Annotated in this window: 20 protein-coding genes; 11 read left to right on the forward strand and 9 right to left on the reverse strand. The window is 39.1% G+C overall.

Features of this window, described 5'->3' with window-relative positions:
- Positions 1 to 8 precede the first annotated feature (8 nt).
- From DSM106972_RS09830 to DSM106972_RS09840, 3 genes are all read right to left on the reverse strand, one after another.
- Positions 9 to 1,190 (reverse strand): TRC40/GET3/ArsA family transport-energizing ATPase, encoded by a 1,182-nt coding sequence (locus tag DSM106972_RS09830; RefSeq protein WP_127080537.1) that lies wholly within the window; start codon positions 1,188 to 1,190, stop codon positions 9 to 11.
- Positions 1,191 to 1,267: 77 nt separating this feature from the next.
- Complete coding sequence (locus DSM106972_RS09835) at positions 1,268 to 1,648, reverse strand: C6orf136 family protein (protein WP_127080538.1); 381 nt, start codon at positions 1,646 to 1,648, stop codon at positions 1,268 to 1,270.
- A 15-nt stretch (positions 1,649 to 1,663) separates the two neighbouring features.
- On the reverse strand, positions 1,664 to 2,227 hold the full coding sequence (locus DSM106972_RS09840) for a type III secretion system chaperone family protein (RefSeq protein WP_127080539.1): 564 nt from the start codon (positions 2,225 to 2,227) through the stop codon (positions 1,664 to 1,666).
- 259 nt (positions 2,228 to 2,486) lie between these two features.
- Here DSM106972_RS09840 and DSM106972_RS09845 point away from each other — a divergent pair, with 259 nt between their 5' ends.
- The 4 genes from DSM106972_RS09845 to DSM106972_RS09860 all read left to right on the forward strand — a co-directional run bounded on the left by DSM106972_RS09845 (position 2,487) and on the right by DSM106972_RS09860 (position 4,884).
- On the forward strand, positions 2,487 to 2,813 hold the full coding sequence (locus DSM106972_RS09845; protein WP_127080540.1) for a DUF6464 family protein: 327 nt from the start codon (positions 2,487 to 2,489) through the stop codon (positions 2,811 to 2,813).
- 53 nt (positions 2,814 to 2,866) lie between these two features.
- The gene (ybiA, locus tag DSM106972_RS09850) at positions 2,867 to 3,313 is read left to right on the forward strand and encodes a riboflavin biosynthesis intermediates N-glycosidase (protein ID WP_127080810.1); all 447 of its coding nucleotides are present in this window, start codon (positions 2,867 to 2,869) and stop codon (positions 3,311 to 3,313) included.
- Between the two features lie 33 nt (positions 3,314 to 3,346).
- Positions 3,347 to 3,628, forward strand: a complete 282-nt coding sequence (locus tag DSM106972_RS09855; protein ID WP_073620633.1) for a DUF6881 domain-containing protein — start codon at positions 3,347 to 3,349, stop codon at positions 3,626 to 3,628.
- Between the two features lie 191 nt (positions 3,629 to 3,819).
- Positions 3,820 to 4,884: a tetratricopeptide repeat protein gene (locus DSM106972_RS09860; protein WP_127080811.1), complete on the forward strand. Its 1,065-nt coding sequence runs from the start codon at positions 3,820 to 3,822 to the stop codon at positions 4,882 to 4,884.
- Here DSM106972_RS09860 and DSM106972_RS09865 read toward each other — a convergent pair.
- Positions 4,881 to 5,573, reverse strand: coding sequence for a phosphoribosyltransferase (locus DSM106972_RS09865; protein ID WP_127080541.1), 693 nt, complete (start codon positions 5,571 to 5,573; stop codon positions 4,881 to 4,883). The genes DSM106972_RS09860 and DSM106972_RS09865 overlap by 4 nt on opposite strands.
- 231 nt (positions 5,574 to 5,804) lie before the next feature.
- On the opposite strand from DSM106972_RS09865, the gene DSM106972_RS09870 reads away from it, so the two are divergent.
- Together DSM106972_RS09870 and DSM106972_RS09875 are read left to right on the forward strand one after the other, a co-directional pair.
- Complete coding sequence (locus tag DSM106972_RS09870; RefSeq protein WP_127080542.1) at positions 5,805 to 6,491, forward strand: uracil-DNA glycosylase; 687 nt, start codon at positions 5,805 to 5,807, stop codon at positions 6,489 to 6,491.
- A 107-nt stretch (positions 6,492 to 6,598) separates the two neighbouring features.
- The gene (locus tag DSM106972_RS09875) at positions 6,599 to 7,126 is read left to right on the forward strand and encodes a hypothetical protein (protein WP_127080543.1); all 528 of its coding nucleotides are present in this window, start codon (positions 6,599 to 6,601) and stop codon (positions 7,124 to 7,126) included.
- A gap of 50 nt (positions 7,127 to 7,176) precedes the next feature.
- Here DSM106972_RS09875 and DSM106972_RS09880 read toward each other — a convergent pair whose 3' ends face one another.
- On the reverse strand, positions 7,177 to 7,485 hold the full coding sequence (locus DSM106972_RS09880; protein WP_127080544.1) for a TIGR03792 family protein: 309 nt from the start codon (positions 7,483 to 7,485) through the stop codon (positions 7,177 to 7,179).
- A 126-nt stretch (positions 7,486 to 7,611) separates the two neighbouring features.
- Between DSM106972_RS09880 and DSM106972_RS09885 the strand changes: the two genes are divergently transcribed.
- Positions 7,612 to 7,935: a phasin family protein gene (locus tag DSM106972_RS09885; protein ID WP_019494866.1), complete on the forward strand. Its 324-nt coding sequence runs from the start codon at positions 7,612 to 7,614 to the stop codon at positions 7,933 to 7,935.
- Between the two features lie 265 nt (positions 7,936 to 8,200).
- Complete coding sequence (locus tag DSM106972_RS09890; protein ID WP_127080545.1) at positions 8,201 to 8,731, forward strand: FKBP-type peptidyl-prolyl cis-trans isomerase; 531 nt, start codon at positions 8,201 to 8,203, stop codon at positions 8,729 to 8,731.
- A 49-nt stretch (positions 8,732 to 8,780) separates the two neighbouring features.
- Here the strand turns inward: DSM106972_RS09890 and dnaB are convergent, their stop codons facing one another.
- On the reverse strand, positions 8,781 to 12,146 hold the full coding sequence (gene dnaB / locus DSM106972_RS09895) for a replicative DNA helicase (protein ID WP_127080546.1): 3,366 nt from the start codon (positions 12,144 to 12,146) through the stop codon (positions 8,781 to 8,783).
- A 283-nt stretch (positions 12,147 to 12,429) separates the two neighbouring features.
- On the opposite strand from dnaB, the gene DSM106972_RS09900 reads away from it, so the two are divergent.
- A complete protein-coding gene (locus DSM106972_RS09900) occupies positions 12,430 to 13,140 on the forward strand; it encodes a CmcI family methyltransferase (RefSeq protein WP_201800700.1) in 711 nt (236 codons plus the stop codon).
- A gap of 127 nt (positions 13,141 to 13,267) precedes the next feature.
- Here DSM106972_RS09900 and rplI read toward each other — a convergent pair whose 3' ends face one another.
- The 3 genes from rplI to DSM106972_RS09915 form a co-directional block, all read right to left on the reverse strand.
- Positions 13,268 to 13,726, reverse strand: a complete 459-nt coding sequence (gene rplI, locus DSM106972_RS09905) for a 50S ribosomal protein L9 (protein ID WP_127080547.1) — start codon at positions 13,724 to 13,726, stop codon at positions 13,268 to 13,270.
- A gap of 153 nt (positions 13,727 to 13,879) precedes the next feature.
- The gene (locus tag DSM106972_RS09910; RefSeq protein ID WP_127080548.1) at positions 13,880 to 14,821 is read right to left on the reverse strand and encodes an alpha/beta fold hydrolase; all 942 of its coding nucleotides are present in this window, start codon (positions 14,819 to 14,821) and stop codon (positions 13,880 to 13,882) included.
- Between the two features lie 38 nt (positions 14,822 to 14,859).
- Positions 14,860 to 15,117, reverse strand: coding sequence for a hypothetical protein (locus DSM106972_RS09915; RefSeq protein WP_127080549.1), 258 nt, complete (start codon positions 15,115 to 15,117; stop codon positions 14,860 to 14,862).
- 497 nt (positions 15,118 to 15,614) lie between these two features.
- Here DSM106972_RS09915 and DSM106972_RS09920 point away from each other — a divergent pair, with 497 nt between their 5' ends.
- The gene (locus tag DSM106972_RS09920; RefSeq protein ID WP_127080550.1) at positions 15,615 to 18,395 is read left to right on the forward strand and encodes an ATP-dependent DNA ligase; all 2,781 of its coding nucleotides are present in this window, start codon (positions 15,615 to 15,617) and stop codon (positions 18,393 to 18,395) included.
- 650 nt (positions 18,396 to 19,045) lie between these two features.
- The gene (gatB, locus tag DSM106972_RS09925; protein ID WP_127080551.1) at positions 19,046 to 20,521 is read left to right on the forward strand and encodes an Asp-tRNA(Asn)/Glu-tRNA(Gln) amidotransferase subunit GatB; all 1,476 of its coding nucleotides are present in this window, start codon (positions 19,046 to 19,048) and stop codon (positions 20,519 to 20,521) included.
- Positions 20,522 to 21,421: the final 900 nt, after the last annotated feature.

Consider the following 21,421-nt stretch of genomic DNA (forward strand, 5'->3'; position numbering starts at 1 on the left):
TCCGCTAATTATCCGTTGCCAAAGCGTATTTTGAGATAGTCGTCTTCCATTTTGGCGCCTGTAGGTTGTAGAGCAGCCAATGCTTGAGGTAAGACTAAATTGCGGCGATGGTTGCCAATACGTATATTTAATTCATCAGCATTTTTACTCAATTGAACTTGATTCTTAGGAATTCCTGGTAGGTATAACTCTAAACTATACTGTTGATTTGGTTCTTGAACGACACGAATCGTATTCTCTTTATAATAAACCTGAGCAGGGTCTTCATCTTTGTAGAGTGTATCTTTAAGACGCTCAAGAGCTTGTAAGCCACACATTTCTTCAGAGAATAATGGCACCTCTTTGACTGGCAGAGGATGGAAATTATCGTGAATTTCTTGACGATACTGTTTTTGATTATCTTTCCAGCGTTGGAAAAATGGGTCTTGCACTTCGTCGGGAATAATACGGTTTGCAATAATTAAATCTGTCGCCACATTATATAAGCTTAGATACGCATGGGCACGCAGCGATTCTTTAATAACCATTTTCTCTGGATTTGCCACCAACCGTACACTTGTTTGCGTGTTATCAGTTAAGACTTTTTCTAATGCCTCAATTTGCTGATAAAACTCATACGGAGCATCCATTACTTCTCTATCTGGTAACGAAAAACCCGCAATTGGTCTAAATATAGGTTCTACTAAAGGTCGAAGCGCAACTGATATATTTTGAAATGGCTTATAAAAGCGGCGCATGTACCAACCACTAACTTCAGGTAAACTCAACAGTCGCAACGCTGTACCTGTTGGCGCCGAGTCGATAATTAAAACATCATACTCGCCTTCATCATAATGACGCTTCATTCTGACCAAGCCAAAAATTTCATCCATGCCTGGTAATATCGCTAACTCCTCAGCTTGCACTCCATCTAAACCGCGCGCTTGTAATACCTGGGTAATATAACGCTTTACACTTCCCCAGTTTGCCTCTAACTCCATTAACGCATCTAGTTCGGCGCCCCACAAGTTCGGACGAATTTGCTTTCTCTCATGTCCCAACTCAATATCGAAGCTATCTGCTAGCGAGTGAGCAGGGTCTGTACTTAACACTAAGGTACGATAGCCAAGTTCAGCGCAGCGAAGCCCTGTAGCAGCAGCGACAGATGTCTTACCTACGCCGCCTTTGCCTGTCATTAAAATTACACGCATGGAATGATTCTGTCCTGCCAGTCGCTTTGTTTACATTTATTTACATTATCGACTAAATTCTCTAAGACTGTTCAATATTAGTGGAAGCGAAAGTGCTGTTTAATCACATCAAGACGCGAAGTGTTCCAATAGTCGATATGCGAGCAAATTAAACCTTCGGCATTAAGCTTTAATTCACTCCACCCATTAATGGCAACATGAGGTTTCCAAGGCAAAGGAGTATTCCAATTTAACGTCCACTCCATTTTGATGGTATCGGAATGCTGAGAGATATTATGCAAATCCATCTTGCAATTGAGAAAAAAAGTATCGATAAATTTAATCATCAGCTTGTAACGCCAAAGACCATTGAACTTATTCAAAGGGTCTTTGAAGAAAACATCTGGAGTATAAATAGAATAAGTTTGATTATCAGGAAATCTTTGATAATCCGCCTTGAGGGTTTCTATGATATTCATTGATTTATCTTATATTTATGCTACTTCATCCCATAAACGTTCGAGTTGACGGCGCCATGCAGTAAGAGTTTTCTGACGCACTTCAGGGGATTCATCAATTTCACCCATCAAACCTTCCGCATAAAAGCGGTCTAAGTTTTGCATCGTTGCTTCTAAAGTTTGCCCTTGCTGTTTCGCAGCTTTGACAATAAGTTGAATACGACTTTCTACCAAGTTACCAAAAACATCATTCAAACCAGTTTCCTGAAGTGAAACGAGTTTTGCGATTGCGTCTTCAAAATCTTGTGTAGTTAAAGTGTTGGTAAAATGCTGATACACTCCCCACACAACATTTTGGTGTAAAGCATAGCGACACGCATGTGTATCGTCAAAGTTTGCTTCGAGCAACTGCTGTAAAAAAGGTTGCGCTTCTTGAATTGGCATTATTGGCAGTAATGCACGAAACCAGCTTCCATCATCCGAAAGTAGTACCAGCAACCGAAAGCTTGGTGTCTCAACTTGCCAAGAACCAGGCGCCACCGCATTTACACTCGTATCAAATAATTTGGTTAAAGTACTTGCAATTTCATTACTGTCCATATCTTATGCTCCCTACTCCTTCATTTAGCGTATCGTACCTGCGTCACAGCGAAACTACCTAAAGTAATGCCCTTAAATTCAAACTATAATTTTTCATTAAATAGTACATAAATATTAAAAAATATTCAAATAGATGTTTAAATAAATGTTTAACCTACATGCACCCCAAGGGATGTAAAAGTTATGCTGGGTAAAATGGCGAATCGAAGCTTGTTTAAAAATTAGCTTAATATCGCGTAATCAAAGAGGTGAAATTCCAGTGTTAAAAACACTTTTAGTCCTTGTTATCGGCTGTTTGCCGTCATTGTTTTCACTGTGGATAATTCGCAAAGCTCAGTGGCGCACGCGAATGCGGATTAGACAGGCAGCTAATACCTTTACTTCGGGGCGCCGCGTACCACAGCATCCAAGACCATTAGAACATGACCGTTACTATCTTGAGGGTGTAGGTTATTTGATTGGTGATATTAGCTGCCAGTATAACGCCCGTTCTGGCTACGTTCGTTGTGCGGTTAATCCTAGCGGACCTTGTGAAGGGTGTCGTTTTTACGAAGCTAAAGAAGTTTCATGTCGCGACAGCGTTTGACTGCATCAATTTAATTTTATATATTAGTACAATGGTATACCGTAGGGTAGATGATGACTATCTATTTTTATAGTACTCAAGGAGAATATGGATGTTTTTCCAACTTTTCAACGCATGGTTTTGAGCTAGATGGATTGTATTGGCAAACAAGCGAACATTATTTTCAAGCGCAAAAGTTTGTCGGAACTCCACATTTAGAACAAATCCGTAACTGTAAAACACCCAATGAGGCAGCTTCCGAGGGTCGTAAACGCACTCGTCCACTACGTAAAGATTGGGAAGTAGTTAAAGATGATGTTATGCGTGCAGCAGTTATACGCAAATTTCAAACGCATAAAGAAATATGTGAAGTTTTACTAAGTACTTCAAATGAAGAATTAGTTGAAAATGCACCTCGTGATTACTATTGGGGTTGCGGTCAAGACGGCAGCGGTAAAAATATGCTAGGAAAAATATTAATGGAAGTTAGAGAATTATTGCGCGACTTAAATTTCAAGTAAAATTATGAAAGTAATGTTGTGGGAGTATTGCGTATGCGGTATTATAAGTGGTTCTGGACGGTGCCTTTAGGTGGAGATTTTGATGCATGGGGTACAAGTACCTACTTCTTGGAAATAGGTGAAAATGCTTACACGTATAGGCAAATAGAACTTTACGAAAACGGCAATGTCTTGTCCTACGACAAAAAACATTTCAGTGATGACTATGGTCGGTTAAGTGACCAGCCGATTAAAGATGATAATCTGGAAGAGTTTGAAATTACTGAAGCCGAATTTGAATATGTGTGGAATGAAAATATTCCGATGAATAGGTAATATTAATCAAAGTCAATATCATTTTCAAACAGGCGCCAGAATACGCATCATCAAAAAGCACCCTTTAATATAACTTAAGACAGGTATTTTATGTGGGATGAGAGAAAATAACTATTTCTGGGAAAACTAAAAAATAAGAGTAATCAGGGTGGTTGAATGTGGAAAGCGGATGTAACAACATTACAGAAGAGATGATTCAGGTGCAGTCAAGAACCGTATATCCGAATGTTAGACAGCGCGGCACAATTAACCACGAGTATCAACAAGTACCAGCAGAAATACTAATGTCAGAACTAGATGACTACTCATCTGAAGCATACACACTATTATGCGAAGGTATTCAACACCAGCAAGCCGGTGAGTTTGTTGCTGCAACTAAATCTTTACAACAATCATTAGCATTGTTTCAAGCTTTTGGCAACTCCCATTTACAAGCACAAGCGATTAGTTCTTTGATACTAGTTGCGTATAATTCAGGTGATTACAAAGGCGCCATATCATACTCACAGCAATGTTTATCTTTGGCGATAGAAATCAATGACGTGCGTTTGCGACTACAATCATTATCCCACATAGGCAATTCATACCGTCATATAGGTAATTATGAGCAAGCAACTGAATATTTGCAAGACTGTTTAAATATTGCACGTTCTTGCGGTGATAAAAAAAGTCAAGTTGCCGCACTGAATAATTTAGGGCTTGTGTATAAGGCGAATGGAAATCTACAGCAAGCAATAGAATATAAAGAGCAAAGTCTTAAGCTAGTACGCGAACTCAAAGATAGTTTTGCAGAAGAACAAGTTTTGAAGAACTTGGGTAATGCTTGGTATGCTTTAGGAAATTACCAGAAGGCAATTGAGTGTTATAGAGATTGTGTAAGAATAGCACGCACGCTTAATAATCATCGTAGTGTCATTCAGGTACTTAAACATTTGGGTAATGCTTGTTATGCTTTAAACAATTATCCACAGGCTATTCAGTATTATGAAGAACGTTTGAAAGTTGCTGAAAAAGCACAAGATAAACGTAGTCAGGAGCAATCTTTAGGAAGCTTGGGAGTTGCTTACGAAGCTTTAGGTGATTACTCTAATGCGATTAAGTATTATGAAGAACGTTTAAATTTATCACAAGAGATGAAAGACCTTAAGAGCGAAGAACAGGCGCTTGCGAGTTTGAAGGCTGCTTGCTATGCTTCGGGAGATTATGCGAAAGCAGTACAATATGAAGAAATTATAAAAGGAACACAGACGCGCTAACTTTTAACCTTCAAATATTCTAATGCTTCGGATGTTGGGACTTGTGGAAATTTGAAGTAAAAGCTGCTAACGCTAACAAATTGTTCGGGTGTTGCAAGTACTATGACACGATGGTTAATTTTTGAGTCGTGTAGTATACTATCGCACCATTCTTGTAACCAAGGTATCATCGATGGTGGTGCTAGCGGCGCCACTAACCAAATTTGTGCGGGTTCAAGTTTTGCTAGTGCTTTGACTGCGACAGCTATAGTCATTCCCGTGGCGATACCATCATCGACCAAAATTAGTATGGCGCCTTGATGATTAACTTCTGGACAAAATGGCAGAAATTGTGATTCTAGTGATTTGGCTTTATCAATAGCTGTTTCCATAGCTTGTTCTCGCCAACGCTCTGGTCGAAAGCTAAAGGTTTTTTGCTCCATCCATAATACTTCGCCAGATGCAGTGACGGCGCCTACTGCTAACTCTGGGTTATTGGGGTGGGTAATTTTTTTAGAGACTAAAACCGTTAAAGGACACGAAAGGGCATTTGCAATTGGTGAAGCAACTGGTAGTCCTCCCCGTGGTAGTGCATAAACAATTTTGTTACATGTTGCATCCACCGGATGTTGCATTAACTCAGCTTGAATAAGTGCCGCTAGTTTTTCACCAGCTTGGGTGCGGTCTTGAAAAAGTGGGGCATTTATCATTAATTAACCCCCATACTCTAAAATGACATTACTTTTATAATGACCGATTTTTGAGATAGTTGTAATTATCTGACCAAAAAGATTTAAAATTGTTATACATACGACAAATCGGCAGAAACCTGGTTTCTATGCAAAATCATTGTTTTTATTACACGATATCGACAAAGAAACCAGGTTTCTAGTTAAACTATAATTTGATACCCGGTGCTTTTGCCCGTAAAATAAAGTTTCATGAGTAGTGATCAACTCAACCTCTTCAATCTCTCAGAACCAAGTCTAAGTCCTGGAATTAACGACTTAATTCCAACTGATGCCAAAATTCCTATCCCTGCTGGTACTTATGCAAGCATGGTTCAATTAGCACAACATTGTAATCAGTGTCACCGTTGTGGATTAGGAGATACCCGTACTCATGCAGTTGTCGGACGCGGAAATCTCAATGCCGACATTATGATTGTGGGAGAGGCGCCAGGGCAAAACGAGGACGAAACAGGTTTACCATTTGTGGGCCGTTCGGGACAACTTCTAGAAAAAATCTTACAATCAGTTCGACTTGATACTGAGCAAGATGTTTATATTTGTAACATAAATAAATGCCGACCACCAGAGAATCGGGTGCCAACTGCCAAAGAAATGGCAGCTTGCAAACCTTATATATTTGAACAAATTCGCTTAGTTAACCCAAAAATAATCCTTTTGACAGGTGCAACAGCAGTAAAAGGTCTAATTGGTGACAAAGGGTCAATGACAAGTATTCGTGGTAAATGGATAGAGTGGGAAGGAAGATTTTGTATGCCAATTTTCCACCCATCTTATTTATTGCGTAACCCTACGCGCGACCGAGGTGGTCCAAAATGGCAGATGTGGCAAGATATTCAACTTGTGCGTGCAAAGTATGATGAAATACGTACTGCTTGAATGATATCTGAGTAAATACGCGCATTAAAGTTTTAATGTCGATACACGTGTTTCTATTTCACACTTGTGTCAAAATAAGGTTGCTTTCTTATATATCAGTAAAAGCCATGTACGCTAAAAGTTTAATAGCCATAGTATCGAGTTTAATAGCAATTGCTTATACAGTCCCAGGTGCAACCCAGAATGCACCAGAGCAATCTGCCACCACACGACAAGTAGATAGAAGATTTAACATTTCTTTTGAACCCCGTCCTTGTCAGCGTAGTAGTAGTACAAGGGTAACTTGTGATGTGATAGTTACAAATTTTACAGATACACATCGACAAATCAGCTTTGGCGCCGGATATGATAGTTATCAAACACGTCTTGTAGACACTGATGGAAATGTTTACACAGCAGGTAGTTTACAGTTTAACCAATATCAGCGTGCATCTGAAAGAGCATTAATTGAACTGGCGCCTGGGGTTCCCACAAGACTTGCGTTCAACTTTAGAGTACCACAGACAATTAGTAACTTATCAGTACTCGATTTAGGGTATCGAGTAACTGGCAGAATAGACACAACAGCGCGATTGAGTTTACCTAATATAGGTACCATTACATCGAATAGTGCCCAGAAAAAATCGGATAAATAGCATTTTGGCGCCGGGGGAAAATTGGCACTCCTCCCCCATTAATAAACAATTTACATCTGGAGAAATTTCCGAACCTGATATTCGGATGACTCCACCATTTGGTAAGCAAAGCCAAGAGCGGTATCAAACTGCTGATATATTGGCTCTAAATCCTTTTCTGGTATAGCTTTCCACTGTTCGCGAGTAGCCCACTGTATCACCAAGGTTATTTCTTCAGGTACATTTGGATTAATCCATACTTCTTTACCGAGAAACCCAGGATACTTAGCTAGTGCAGTTGTCCATATTTCATCATCCAATGAGATGAATATTTCGCGCCGTTGCGAAGGGACTTTAAACTTGAGTAACTCGATAACCATGCACTTACATTTACCTATTTTAGTTTGCCACAATAGAGCTGTAGTCTAGAGACACTAGCGATTAGCATAACTTGACGGTAGTTACAAATAACCAGCTAGTTTAAAAAAAAACAATAGGAAAAAGGTATGGATAACAACAATTGGATGCAGCAGCTATTAATGCTTGGTATTGGCACAACCTCAGTAATGGCAGAAAAAATCAAAGAAGCTGGTGACAGATTAGTCAAAGACGGAAAACTCGACCCAGAGCAAGCGAAAGCAGTAATGGACGACATGGTGCAGCAAATGAAATCTGAGCAAGGTAACTGGGATGCCACCATGCAGCGTCAAATGCGAAACATGATGCAAGATTTAGGAGTAGCACGTCAATCAGAAGTAGACGAATTACGCGGTAGAATAGACCGTTTAGAGCGTCAAGTACGCGACCTAGAAAATAAAATGTGGAAATAATCTTGTAGCACAGGCCGAAAAGCCTGTGCACTGATATTGTTATTTTTTTATTACCACAGAGACTATTAGGACATACAGAAAGAATTATTAAGAAATAAACCTAGTAAAATTAATAACATCTAGTACTTATTTACTTCCTCTTCTAAAGATAGAGGAGAGGGAAGTTTTTTCATAAATACCGTTTCTGATTTAAACTTAATTTTGTCGTACTCATAACTCAGCACTCAGCACTCATAACTCATAACTTCCAAAGGAGGGTTTTAAGTTGAAAGCGATATTTCTTAGTGTGGGTATTATGATGGTCTGCGTTGTAGTTCTAGTACTAGCGCAAATCGGTGGCAATAACGCAGAAGCAAAAGCTGCTCAAATCAGTCAACCTACACCTGTTATCACACAAACAACACCAAACATAGAAAGCAACACCTTAATAGCGAGCAAAGACATGTCAGACGAAAATATTATCACTACTCCCTCTGGACTAAAATACGTAGAAATCCAAGAGGGTACAGGTGAAACTCCCCAAACAGGACAAACAGTACAAGTACACTACACAGGTACATTAGAAGACGGTACCAAATTCGATAGCTCACGCGACCGTGGTCAACCCTTCAAATTCAACATAGGTCGTGGACAAGTTATCAAAGGTTGGGACGAAGGACTCAGCACCATGAAAGTTGGTGGGCGCCGTAAATTAATCATCCCATCCGAACTAGGTTACGGAGCGCGCGGTGCAGGTGGCGTAATTCCACCTTACTCAACCCTAATTTTCGATGTCGAACTATTAGGAGTCAACTAATACTCCATTGTAGGGTGGGCACTGCCCACCTTACGAGCAACACCTAACTCTAATAACTGCCTCGTGCTAAATTTTTGAACTGAGTAAACTGTGGGTCAAACAACAGCTTTATAGTTCCAGTTGGCCCATGACGGTGTTTAGCGACAATAACTTCAGCCAAACCTCGCTCAGGTGTATCCGGAGAATAATACTCATCACGATATAACATCATCACCAAATCGGCATCTTGTTCAATTGAGTTGTGAGCAATGATACCGTTAACTACAAAATTATGTAGCCCAGGAACTGTTAAATCATAAACTTCAGTCTCCCCACCTGGTTCGATAGAAATAATTTCATCCCAGTAAACATCACTTACAGATAAACGAGCTAGATCATTGGATTGTACAACAGCAGCTAATCTTGCTGCTCTATCACGACTTATATTTTGCTTGTATAATGTTGTCCCGCAGTAGTCATAATTTAATTGAACTGTTGAAGCAATACGTGAAGAAGGTTCTAACTCATCAAGTCTACACCAACCATTGATGGTTAAAAATTTGTGATTACCTGTGGCACGAATTTTTCTTCCTAATCTAGTAGTCAAAGTAAATACAGGTTTAACACCTGTAGAAAAGGCATTACTCACAATTGCTTTTTCTAATTTCATTGTGGCTTCGTTAAGTGCCCAAACAGCAAAACCAGATTTACCTACTAATTCTTTAATTGGAACTTGCATACCAGTATCAGCTAACGTCACCAAGCTGTCACCAGTTAAGCAACCTGACTCGCGTAAATCTGCTAACATTGGTCGCTTATTTGTACGTGATTCTACGCCTCTACTTAGCTGCGAAAGCGCAATAACTGGTACATTTAATTCCCTTGCTAAACCTTTAATGTTACGAGTAATTTTCGATAACTCTTGAACGCGGTTATCACCTGCACCCTCCATTAATTGTAAGTAATCTATCAAGATTAGCCCTAAATCGGCGCCTGCTTCTGCTTGTAGGCGCCGTGCTTGGCTTCGCATTTCAGTTACAGTAATGCCAGGTGTATCATCTATATAGATAGGCATATCCTGTAATAAGCTAATACCGCGCGTTAAATCTTCCCATTGATTTTGACTAATACGTCCACTTCGCAAATAAGTACTTTCAATTCTTGCTTCGCTCGATAACATCCGCAACGCCAATTGTTCTTTGGACATTTCTAAACTAAATATTGCCACTGGCATTCGCATTGAACCAGCAATATAGTGAGCTATATTAATCGAAAAGCTCGTATTGTGTACACATATATCATTAGCAACAAAGTTGTGAGTTTCTGGAATAGTCAAGTCATAAACTTGCTTTTCTCCCATTGGTTCGATTGAGACAATTTCATCCCAATATACATCACTATTAGCTAACTGTTGAAGTGGTAAACTTTCTAAGGTACTTGCAAGAATATAAAGTCTTTCTCGTGATAGACACCGCTTACCAACATGCATATTTGAAGCTCCTTTGATTCCTGCACGCCTCGCTAAAACAGCCCAAGGTTCATTTCCTTTTACAATAGCAAGTTGTTGCCAAATATCTACAGGAATTGTGTCATAGTTAGTCTGATAAACTCTGTTTTCTAAAGCTAACTCTATATTAGATATTGCTTTCTCTTTACCAAAAATACCTATTTCTGAAATAAAGGTTTTGATAGAGTAAGCATCAGTTATATCTAATTGCCAAGCTTCTCGACGACTCTCGTTATATTTAACAGATTTTCTTTTCAAAGTTGCGATAATTCCAAATCTCAGAAGCAGATGTTGAATTTGCCTAGCAAGTTTCTCACTAACACTACAATACCCTAATTGTGCTTGACCTGATTTTAATAATGATGCCCATCCATCAGTTGCAAATAAGCGGTTTAAGAACAGAGCGATTTGCGCTCGTGTCAATTTAAATACAATCGGTGGAATAGTTTTCTTGTGAGCATTTTTGCCCCATAGGTTTTGTTCTTGTAACCATAATTTTAATAAATTATCGCTACTCTTACGAATTGTTGCAAATCCTAAAGGAGCTAATTGTTGCGGTGTAACTTCAAGCGTTTTACAAAGTAATTCAAAAATCTGAGCATTTGGTACGCTTTTTCCTTGCTGCCACATACAAAGCAAAGCAGGTGAAACTCTCAATTTCAAGCTTATTTGTCTACTTGATAAACATGACAAAGAAATAGCAGTTTTTAAACGTTCAGCAAAAATCTGTCTTTGAGTAGAAATAAATTCATAATTTTTAGCCACGTAAAGTGATGGAGCGCGCATTCCTGAATAATCCTGTAATCTGACCTTCATCCCCACAAAATTTGTTACAGCGTGAGAGAAATCTTCTTGCAGTAAAGGATTGGTATTTGTAAATTGTGGATTTGTTGCAGTTAAACAACCATCACCAATAAGATACGCTAGCAATTTCACTTCGCTATCGGTAATAGTTTCTGTACCGAATACATTATACTTTCTAGGTACTGCGACTTTATCACCTACCTTCAATTCAGAAAGTGGGCGCCATCCATTAATGGTTAAATATGGATGAGTTACAGTTGTTTCTACATATCTCCCTAAGCGAGTAGTAACACGGAATACTGGCTTATAACCATCATCTACGTAAGCTGCTGGTTGAGCTACTTTAAATTTCCAATTATCTCCCAATGTAATTAAATTCCCTGTTTGGCGATGATATATCTCTTCTATAGAAGAAATAGAACCATCAGCTAGCAAAATTTCTGTATCGTAAGCTACACATTTCCCCATCGCCGGTCTCCCGGCAATAATAACTAAGTCTGAGCGCTGAAAACCACCGTTTATCATTGCGTCCAAATCGTAGTAACCAGAGGAAATACCTGGTAAGGCTATACCTTGATTACGATTCTCAATATCTTTAAAATTACTAATTAGAGAATCACTGATATGAACTAAACCGGAATTAGAGCGGTCTTGAGCAATATTAAAAACTTTTTGCTCTGCTTGGTCTATGACTTTACTAATATCCGTTTCTGTCTCGAATCCTAACTGGACTATTTCATTTCCAGCTTTGATTAATCGGCGCCGTTGGTATTTGTCTGTAATTAATTGTGCTAAAGCATCAATGTTTACAGCAGATACTGTAGATTCAATCAAAGACGCGAGTTTATTTCTACCACCAACGCGCGTGAGCAAATCATGGTCAGACAGCCAACTTGTTACACTAAGTAAGTCAGTTGGTTTACCTTGCTGATGCAGTTTTAAAGTCGCTTGGTAAATTTCCTTATGGGCACTGATATAAAATGCTTCTGGTTGCAGACGGTCACTGACTCTACTGATTGCTTCTGGGTCTAATAATATACCGCCAAGCACAGCTTCCTCAGCCTCAATAATTTGCGGTGGTAAGCGGTCAACACTACTATTTTGAAAATTTAATTCTTCAGACATAAAGACTTGTATTAAGGTAAATACCCTTGGAGATTTGGAAACCTCCGAAACTATGATAGTATATATGTATTTTAATTGCTACTGTAGATGCGAAGAAACCGGGTTTTTTTATTGAAATATTGTAATAAAAATAACATTTTTGCGTAGAAACCCGGTTTCTAGGATTTTAGATAACAATAGTTTATATAAAATTAATTTACTAATTCATTTAAATTGGAACAAATGATAACAAATAATCTTCTGAGGCAAATAAATATAGATTAGAGTATTTTTTTGATAAACTATGACAGACTCTATCGCTACAAATAATCTTCATAATCAAATACCCGTAAACGATACAATTGCGGGTTATATGGAAGTAATCAACGAATTCTCTAAAGCTTATTACCATGCACCCGTATTTAATAATCAACCTGTATGGACAAGTACATACTGGCAGGGAATACAAATATTAAAATGTCCGTTAGACTTATGGCTTTACCAAGAAATTATTTTTAACCAAAAACCTGATTTTATTCTTGAATGCGGTGTAGCGTATGGGGGAACAACAGCTTATTTAGCTGATATGTGTAAGTTAGTGGGTAAAGGTGAAGTAATTGGGGTTGATATTGAAATTAAACAACAAACGCGCGAGAGTTTGACGAAGTATAAAAATATTCACTTAATCGAAGGAAGTTCTGTTGATATAGAAACGAGTAAACAAGTATTTGAAATAGTAAAAAATTCTAACACGTTAGTAATTTTGGACTCAGACCATACTAAACACCATGTGTTACAGGAACTTATGTTATACAACCAATTAGTTCCATCTGGTGGCTATTTAATAGTTGAAGATACTAATATAAATGGTCATCCTGTGTGTCCAGATTATGGTTTGGGACCTATGGAAGCGGTAGAGAAGTTTTTATCAACGCATTCAGAGTTTTACATTGATAAAGATTGTCACAAGTTTTTGACAACTTTTAACCCAAATGGCTATTTGAAAAAGGTATAAATTCTTTACTCTAGTGGCTCTTGTGGAATGGGCATCCTTGCCCGTTCCGCTCCACAAGACTTGCATGGGCGGGCAGGGATGCCCGCTCCACAAGAGAACATTCCACAAGAGAACATTCCACAAAAAACTAGCTGGCAACAACCTGGAAGCTGACTTTAGCGCTGACATCCGAGAACAGTTTAAGGTCTGCTTCGTAGGTACCTAGCTTACTGATATCGGGAATAGTAATACCGCGCTTATCAATTTCGAGATTTGTGGCTTTTTTGATTACATCAGCTACGTCTTGGGTAGTTACTGTACCAAAGATTGCTTCGTTTTCACCAGCTTGTACTGAGATACTGTAATTTGTAACTTTTTCTATCGCAGCTTTTTGGTCGAGCGCTTGTTGCTTGAATTCAGCTTGACGCTGACGTTCGAGTTCACGGCGCCGTTCGACTTGTTTTAGAATACCTGGGGTTGCAGGAGAGGCTAGTTTTTTGGGAACTAGGTAATTGCGTGCATAACCGGGAGCAACTTCGACTAAATCGCCCAGCTTACCCAATTTGGCGACATCTTGATTTAATACTAACTGTGTACGTTTTGGCATTGTTCTTTGTTTTCTTTTCCGTGTAAAATCTCATTTGTTAGGAGCAGCTGGATAGTCGGCTTTCCTAGTTAGCTATATTTAGCCTGAAACTTACAGATTTTAGCGCTCGTTGGAGTATAAGCGCAACCCATAGCCCTAAATTTATTTTGGCTCTTACGCAGGCGCCAGTACTTGGTGGCGAATCCAGTATAACAGTTCAAAGTTCACCCGTTCTGGACATTCATCGTGGGCGCAGTGTCCAGCGTTTTCTAATTCTACTAACTGCAATTGTGGATTGAGCTTTAACAAACTATGAGCTAGAGATAAAGGAATCATTCGGTCAAGAGTCCCCCATATCAAAAGGGATGGCAGTTTCAGGTCGGTGACAATGGAACGAATACACGGACTAAAGTCTTTACTCATCATGCTTTTTAGAATTGCACAAAAAGCATGGACTGCACCTTGTTCACGTGCTGGTGTCATGAGAATTTCTAACAGTTCTTCGGTTACTGCTTCTTTACAAGCATAAGCAAAGCTTGCCCAGCGTTTGACTATACGTGGCTGTCGTAGTAGAAAAAATAGAGGTTTTAATACAACTGGTGATGTTAACACACCTAGAATTTTATCTTGCAAGAAGCGTAAACTATTCGATTTTTTATTTTGCTCTGACATGTCAGGCAAGCTAATCATTGCAACACCTCGCACCATTTCTGGATGTGTTGCTGCTGCTTGTAGGCAGGTAAGTGAACCTATCGAGTTTCCTACTAAAACTATTGGAATTTGCACGAATGTCTGCCAGAATTCGTGAATCTGCTCGACCCAAAGTTTAATTGTATATGGTGTAACTGGTTTATCGGAGGCGCCAAAGCCTAATAAATCTAATGCGTAAACGCTGTGATGCTTTGATAATTCTGATATATTTTGGCGCCAGTGTCGAATAGAACCGCCAAAACCATGTACCAACAGCACTGGAACTGGAGATTTAGGATTATTGATATAAGCGTAGCGAATTTTCCAACCTCGCCACATCCATTCACCAAACTCACCGCAAAAATTGCTATTGGCTATGTTTGGTTCAACTGAGATTTGAGTAGGCATTAATTGTGTATTAGTCATATATAGCCAAAGCAATTGCGTATCGTTAAGTTGGAATTTTACAAGCGCACAAATTGTAAGGCGCCGACATAAGGTTCAGCTTCTTTTCTAGGAGTGGGAACTATTTCCCAACCTGCTTTGAATAATTTTTGGAAGGTTGCCCAACCCTTAGAGCCTCTAGGTATTGGGTAATCTGGAACTGCATATTCGCGGCAAAGAGTGTAAGGTAGCCAAGGTTGATTTTCATCGGTACGAAGATGTAAAATCAAACTCTCATTATTAGCAAAGCTTGGAAGCCAACACATTTGTCCAGACATAAATTACTCCATGACATTTAATAGAAGACAAACAAAATCCTGAGAATACAGATAATCTCGTTACTGCTCTGAAGACTTTTCGTTTGAATATATTTCATGTTGTATTAAATAACTACGTGTAATATCTCTACCAATAGTTTAAGTTTTAAATTTTGCTTATATTTCTTGAGATAAGTAAATCTAGTTGCACTTATCTCATGAAGGCTGCAACGGCTTACTACAAATAGATTTTTGATTGCATTACTTTTTTATTATAACTTTCAAATAGCTAAATGTGATACCAAATTGTATTAAAGTGGTAGACATAAACAATCATTAATACCCAAAAACATTAAAACTTTTATTACAAAGACTTTTGCTGCCTCTAGCACAAGATAGATATTGTTGTGCAATCATCAAATCTAAAGTCAGAAAATTTCAAAAAATTATTTTTGCTCTTCAGGTAGAAGTTAATCAAGAATCTACTGGCTAGAATTAGCAAATATTGAATTAATTTTATGAGTTCTTTAATTGAATTTGCCCAGACGGCAGAAAGTATAGCTGCGACATCAAAGCGAACCACAAAAGCTTTGCTACTTGGCGAATATTTCAATAAACTGGTAGATGAAGATTTAATAACTGGCGCGCGCTTTTTTGCTGGTTATATTTTTCCGCTACGTGACCAACGTACAATCAATATTGGTGGAGCAGCTTTACTAACAGCGATTACAACTATTGCGAATATAGAAAAATCTAAATATCAAGAGCGTTTAGTTAAACTGGGAGACCCTGGAGATGTCGCATTTGAAGTTTTGAGCGATAATCTTAAATCTAGCGAACTTGCATCTACTCTTAGTTTAGGTAACTTATTCTCTAAACTCGAACAACTCGCTGGGGTTAGCGGAACTAAAAGTAAAACTTCGTTAGTTACTGAATTATTAAGAATTGCAACTCCTCTCGAAGCGAAGTATATCGTTAAACTGTTAGCAGGAGATTTGCGAATTGGATTAAAAGAGGGAGCAGTTGAAGATGCTCTTGCTCGTTTGTTCAAAGTCCCAGTTGCGAAAGTGCAATGGGTGAATATGTTAACTGGTGATATTGGGGAAACCGCTATCCTTGCTCGTCATCACCGACTTGAGCAAGCAAAAATGCGACTTTTTCATCCCATCAAGTTTATGCTTGCTAGTCCTGCGGATGATTTAACCGAAGTTACAAAGCAAATGCCACAGGGGTTTGCGGTCGAAGATAAATATGATGGCATTCGCGCACAAGTCCATATCGGAGGGGGAAAGCGGCAAGATAGTTTGCATGGAACTGTTATTAATGATTGCCGGGTAGCTTTGTTTTCACGAACTTTAGATGAAATTACATGGACATTTACCGATTTAATTGAACCGCTCGCCCAACTTATAAGCGACGATACTGACAATGGTTTAATTTTAGATGGGGAAATAGTACCAATTCGAGGCGCCAAGATATTACCTTTCCAAGAATTACAAAAACGACTTGGACGTAAGCAGGTTAAACAAGAGTTAATAGAAGAAGTACCTGTAGCATTTATTGCCTACGATATTTTATATGCTAATAATAGCGTATTAATTGAGGAGCCTCTAAAAGAGCGTAGAACTATATTAGATTCGCTACGGTTAGATACAGAAAAAGTAAAACGAGGACTTCATAAACAATTTGACGATATTTCTGGTTTAGACGCCGAATTTGCAGCAGCACGTGCAAGAGGTAACGAAGGATTAATGGTTAAAGACCTTAATTCAACATACAAACCAGGTCGTCGTGGTAAAGAATGGCTAAAAATCAAACGTGCTATTGCCACACTTGATGTTGTAATTACCGCAGCAGAAGTAGGAACTGGGAAACGCGCACGGTTTTTATCAGATTATACGTTTGCTGTTCGACAAAGCGAAACGGAACCGACATTACTAAATATTGGTAAAGCTTACTCAGGACTCACCGATGCTGAAGTCACAGAAATTAGTAATTGGTGTCGCGCGCATACAATACAGGAATTAGAACATGGTCGAGTTTGTATAGTCGAACCAAAGTTAGTATTAGAAGTTACTTTCGACCGAGTACAACCATCATCGCGTCATAATAGCGGTTTTGCGTTGCGGTTCCCTCGAATTTTGCGAATACGTACAGATAAACCAGTTGAAGAAATTGATACTTTAGAAACAGTACAAAGTTTAGCTGAAACAACTCACGTTAATGAAATCAATGTTCCACCTAATTTAGAAGCTGCACAAGAAATCTTTAAAAACATAATTTCCAATCTAGACAAAAATCAACATATAGTAATAATGCATGACTCTGACGCGGATGGAGTTACAGCAGGAGTAATATTACAAAAAATCTTACAGCGTACTGGGTTTGTGCAAGTAACGCGAATAATTCCAGACCGTGAGCGTAATGCATGGGCGCCGAGTAACCGCGATAAAATTAAAGCTACTGCACCCGATTATTTATTCGTTTTAGATTTAGGCTGTCAATCAGAACCTGTAATTCCTGGTATCCCAACTTGCTTTATCGACCATCACCGTCCCGAAGGTACACCACCTAATAGTACTTTAATTACAGCATATACATGGGCGCCAATTCCTAACACCTCGCTGATAGTATACTCACTATGTACAGCTATAACAGACGCAACAGATTTAGATTGGATAGCGGCAATTGGTACAATTAGTGACTTAGGGGAGAAAGCACCCTTTGAAATGCTAGCTGTTACGAAAACCAAGTACACAGCAAAATACCTCAAAGAAGCCACAACATTAATTAACGCATCACGACGCGCAGCTGATTATAATCCAGAAATATCAGCCAAAGTATTGCTTACACATAATTCACCACGCGATATAGTAAATTCCACCACACCCGAAGTTGAACAACTGCGTTCTGCACGCGAACAAGTAAAAGTCGAAATGGAAAAAGCGAGAAAAGCGGCGCCTACTTTTGCTGGGTTAGTTGCTTTAATTAGAATTAACTCACCCTGTCAAATTCATCCTCTTATAGCTCAAAGTTGGCGCACACGACTACCAAAATATATTGTTATTGTGGCAAACGAAGGATACTTACCAGGTAAAGTCAACTTTAGTGCCAGAACAGATTCTGGAATAAACATACTAGATTTTTTACGCAACGTTGGTTTACCAGAAGGAGAAGGAAGTTATGGACATGGACATGATTTTGCTTCTGGAGGCAGTTTACCAATCACACGGTTTTATGAATTATTGAGTAAGTTAGGCTTTGATCCCCCCCAACCCCCCTTGATAAGCGGGGAGTAAGAGTTTCAACACCACGTTTTCTCTTTGGTAAAATCAAAGCACGCTCCAGCAGTAAAGTTTCAAAGCGGCGTGGCGATTACTGATTTGACCCATTCATAGGTGTTTGTGTGGCAACATGGCACAAAAAGTGGTCGCAGCGCACGTTCAAGTACTTGATTTGAGATGCACGCGCTTCCAATATCACTTGTATATAACTTTACCGTCGGCACTCTGCTGCATTAAATGAAAATATCACCGGAGCGTAAATAAAGAATTCCTTCGGGTTTCAACATCTCTCGCATTCGCATTAACCCTACCCTTTTCCAAAAATCGGGCAAGTGATGGAAAGCAGCTTTTGTTATAATAAAGTCCACTGGCTCATCTTTATGCTCATAGCTTAAAAATTACGCATGGTGAAACTCGATATTTGTAGCTTTAGCAGTTACACCTTTATCTTAAGAATGCGACAGCATACGTTTTGAGACATCAACCGCATTATATGGCGCCTGCTTTTTTAGCTTGAGTTGCGTTGATTATTGGCGCCGTAGTTAATTTTATATTATTTTGTGATAAGTCAAGCACTGAAGTGCTTACTACGGGTTCCCTTTCCCCTTTTCCCCTTACCCCTCTACAATAAAAAGCTGAGAAGTAAAGCGAGATAACGTAATTATATGACTACTGCTACTCCTGTTAAAACAGAGTACGAAGCGATTATTGGGCTTGAAACCCATTGTCAGCTAAGTACCAACACTAAAATTTTCTCTGATAGTTCGACCGCGTTCGGCGCCGACCCCAATACAAATATCGACCCGGTTTGTATGGGTTTACCTGGGGTATTACCTGTACTCAACCAAAAAGTTTTAGAATATGCCGTTAAGGCAGGTTTAGCGCTCAATTGCCAAATTGCAAAATATAGTAAGTTTGACCGTAAGCAGTACTTTTATCCTGATTTACCCAAAAATTACCAAATATCGCAGTACGATTTACCTATTGCTGAACATGGTTGGTTAGAAATCGAGTTAATCGATAAAGATGGTAATCCTGTTCGTAAGAAGATTGGTGTAACTCGTCTCCACATGGAAGAAGATGCGGGTAAGTTAGTTCACGCAGGTAGTGATAGATTATCTGGTTCGACTTACTCACTTGTAGATTACAACCGTGCAGGTGTTCCATTGGTGGAAATAGTATCCGAACCTGACTTACGCTCTGGACAAGAAGCTGCTGAATACGCGCAAGAACTACGTCGAATTATGCGCTATCTCGGTGTCAGCGACGGTAACATGCAAGAAGGTTCGCTACGCTGTGACGTTAATATATCTGTTCGTCCAGTTGGACAAAAAGAATTTGGCACTAAAGTCGAAATCAAAAACATGAACTCGTTCAGCGCAATTCAAAAAGCAATTGAGCATGAAATTGAACGACAAATAGCTGCTGTCGAAGCTGGTGAACCTATTATTCAAGAAACCCGTTTGTGGGAAGAAGGTTCACAACGTACTATTAGTATGCGTAAAAAGGAAGGTTCTAGCGATTACCGCTACTTCCCTGAACCTGATTTAGGACCAATTGAAGTTAGCAGCGAACAATTAAATGCTTGGAAAAGCGAGTTACCCGAACTCCCCGCTCAAAAGCGTCATCGCTACGAAACTGATTTGGGACTTTCTCCATATGATGCGCGTGTTCTTACCGAAGAACGTACTGTTTCTGAATATTTTGAAACAGTTATTGCTACTGGCGCCAGTGCCAAAGCTGCGGCAAACTGGATTACACAAGATATAGCAGCTTATCTCAACAAACAAAAACTCGCTATCACCGAAATTGGTTTAACTCCACAAAACCTAGCGGATGTTATTACGCGCATTGAGAGTGGTAAAATTAGCAACGCCATAGCAAAAGAAAAGTTAACCGATTTGCTCAACGGTGTAACCCCCGAAAAAGCTTTCGCAGGCAAAGAACTCATTAGCGACCCTGCTACTCTCGAATCTATTATCGACGAAGTTATCGCCGCTAACCCCAAAGAATACGAAAAGTACAAAGGTGGTAACGTCAATCTTAAAGGTTTCTTCGTCGGACAAGTCCTCAAAAAAACTAACAAACTCGCTGAACCCCGTCTCACCAACGAATTGGTCGAGAAAAAGCTAAACGCTTAAACGGCGCCTTTAATATTTCTTCATCAAAAATTTACAAAAAAACATCTAATAGGGGGTAGCGCACCTCATACCTATAATGATATTGTGCGCTAAGTAGATGCACCCTGATGAATCCGGAGAGTTATGTAAATAGCTCTCCCTTTTTTTGCCTACTTGCGTACTTACGTAATTTCCCTGGCTTTTTAATGCCTACAAAATTTTATTAACGCTTTATTCCGAAAAAATACTTATAGGGGGTATTGCACCTCATCCCAAATATGCTATAGTATGTTAAGTAGATGCACCCTGATGATTCGGAGAGTTACGTAAGTGGCTCTCTGTTTTTTTATCTACCCATAAATATAATCCACCAAAAATTCCCAATTTTAAATAGATTCGGCGCCTAGATGCTAGTAATATCACGCTCAAACAGGCGCCTTAAAAATTTTCTTAACGCATGGCTCAGAGAAAATACTTACAGGGGGTATTGCACCTCATGCCAAATATGCTATAGTATGTTAAGTAGATGCACCCTGATGATTCGGAGAGTTACGTAAGTGGCTCTCTTTTTTATTGCACTTTAAATAGTACTAAATAACTATCTCACCAATTGACTTTAACTTTAAGAATTTATCATATTAACTTCATACCAAATTAAACTAAGGGGTCTTACCCATCATCCCAAATATGCTATATTATGTTAAGTAGATGCACCCTGATGATTCGGAGAGTTACGCAAGTAGCTCTCTGTTTTTTTGTCTGTTTTTCTGTTGTATACTAGATAACAATTACACAGAAATTAATAAAATTTTTCAAAATAAAATGGGGGGTAATGCACGGCATCCCCAAAATAGTGTATTATGTTATCAGATGCACCCTGATGATCTGGAGAGCTGCTGAAGTAGCTCTCTCTTTTTTTCC

This window comes from Dulcicalothrix desertica PCC 7102, from assembly GCF_003991905.1.
Lineage (GTDB): Bacteria > Cyanobacteriota > Cyanobacteriia > Cyanobacteriales > Nostocaceae > Dulcicalothrix > Dulcicalothrix desertica.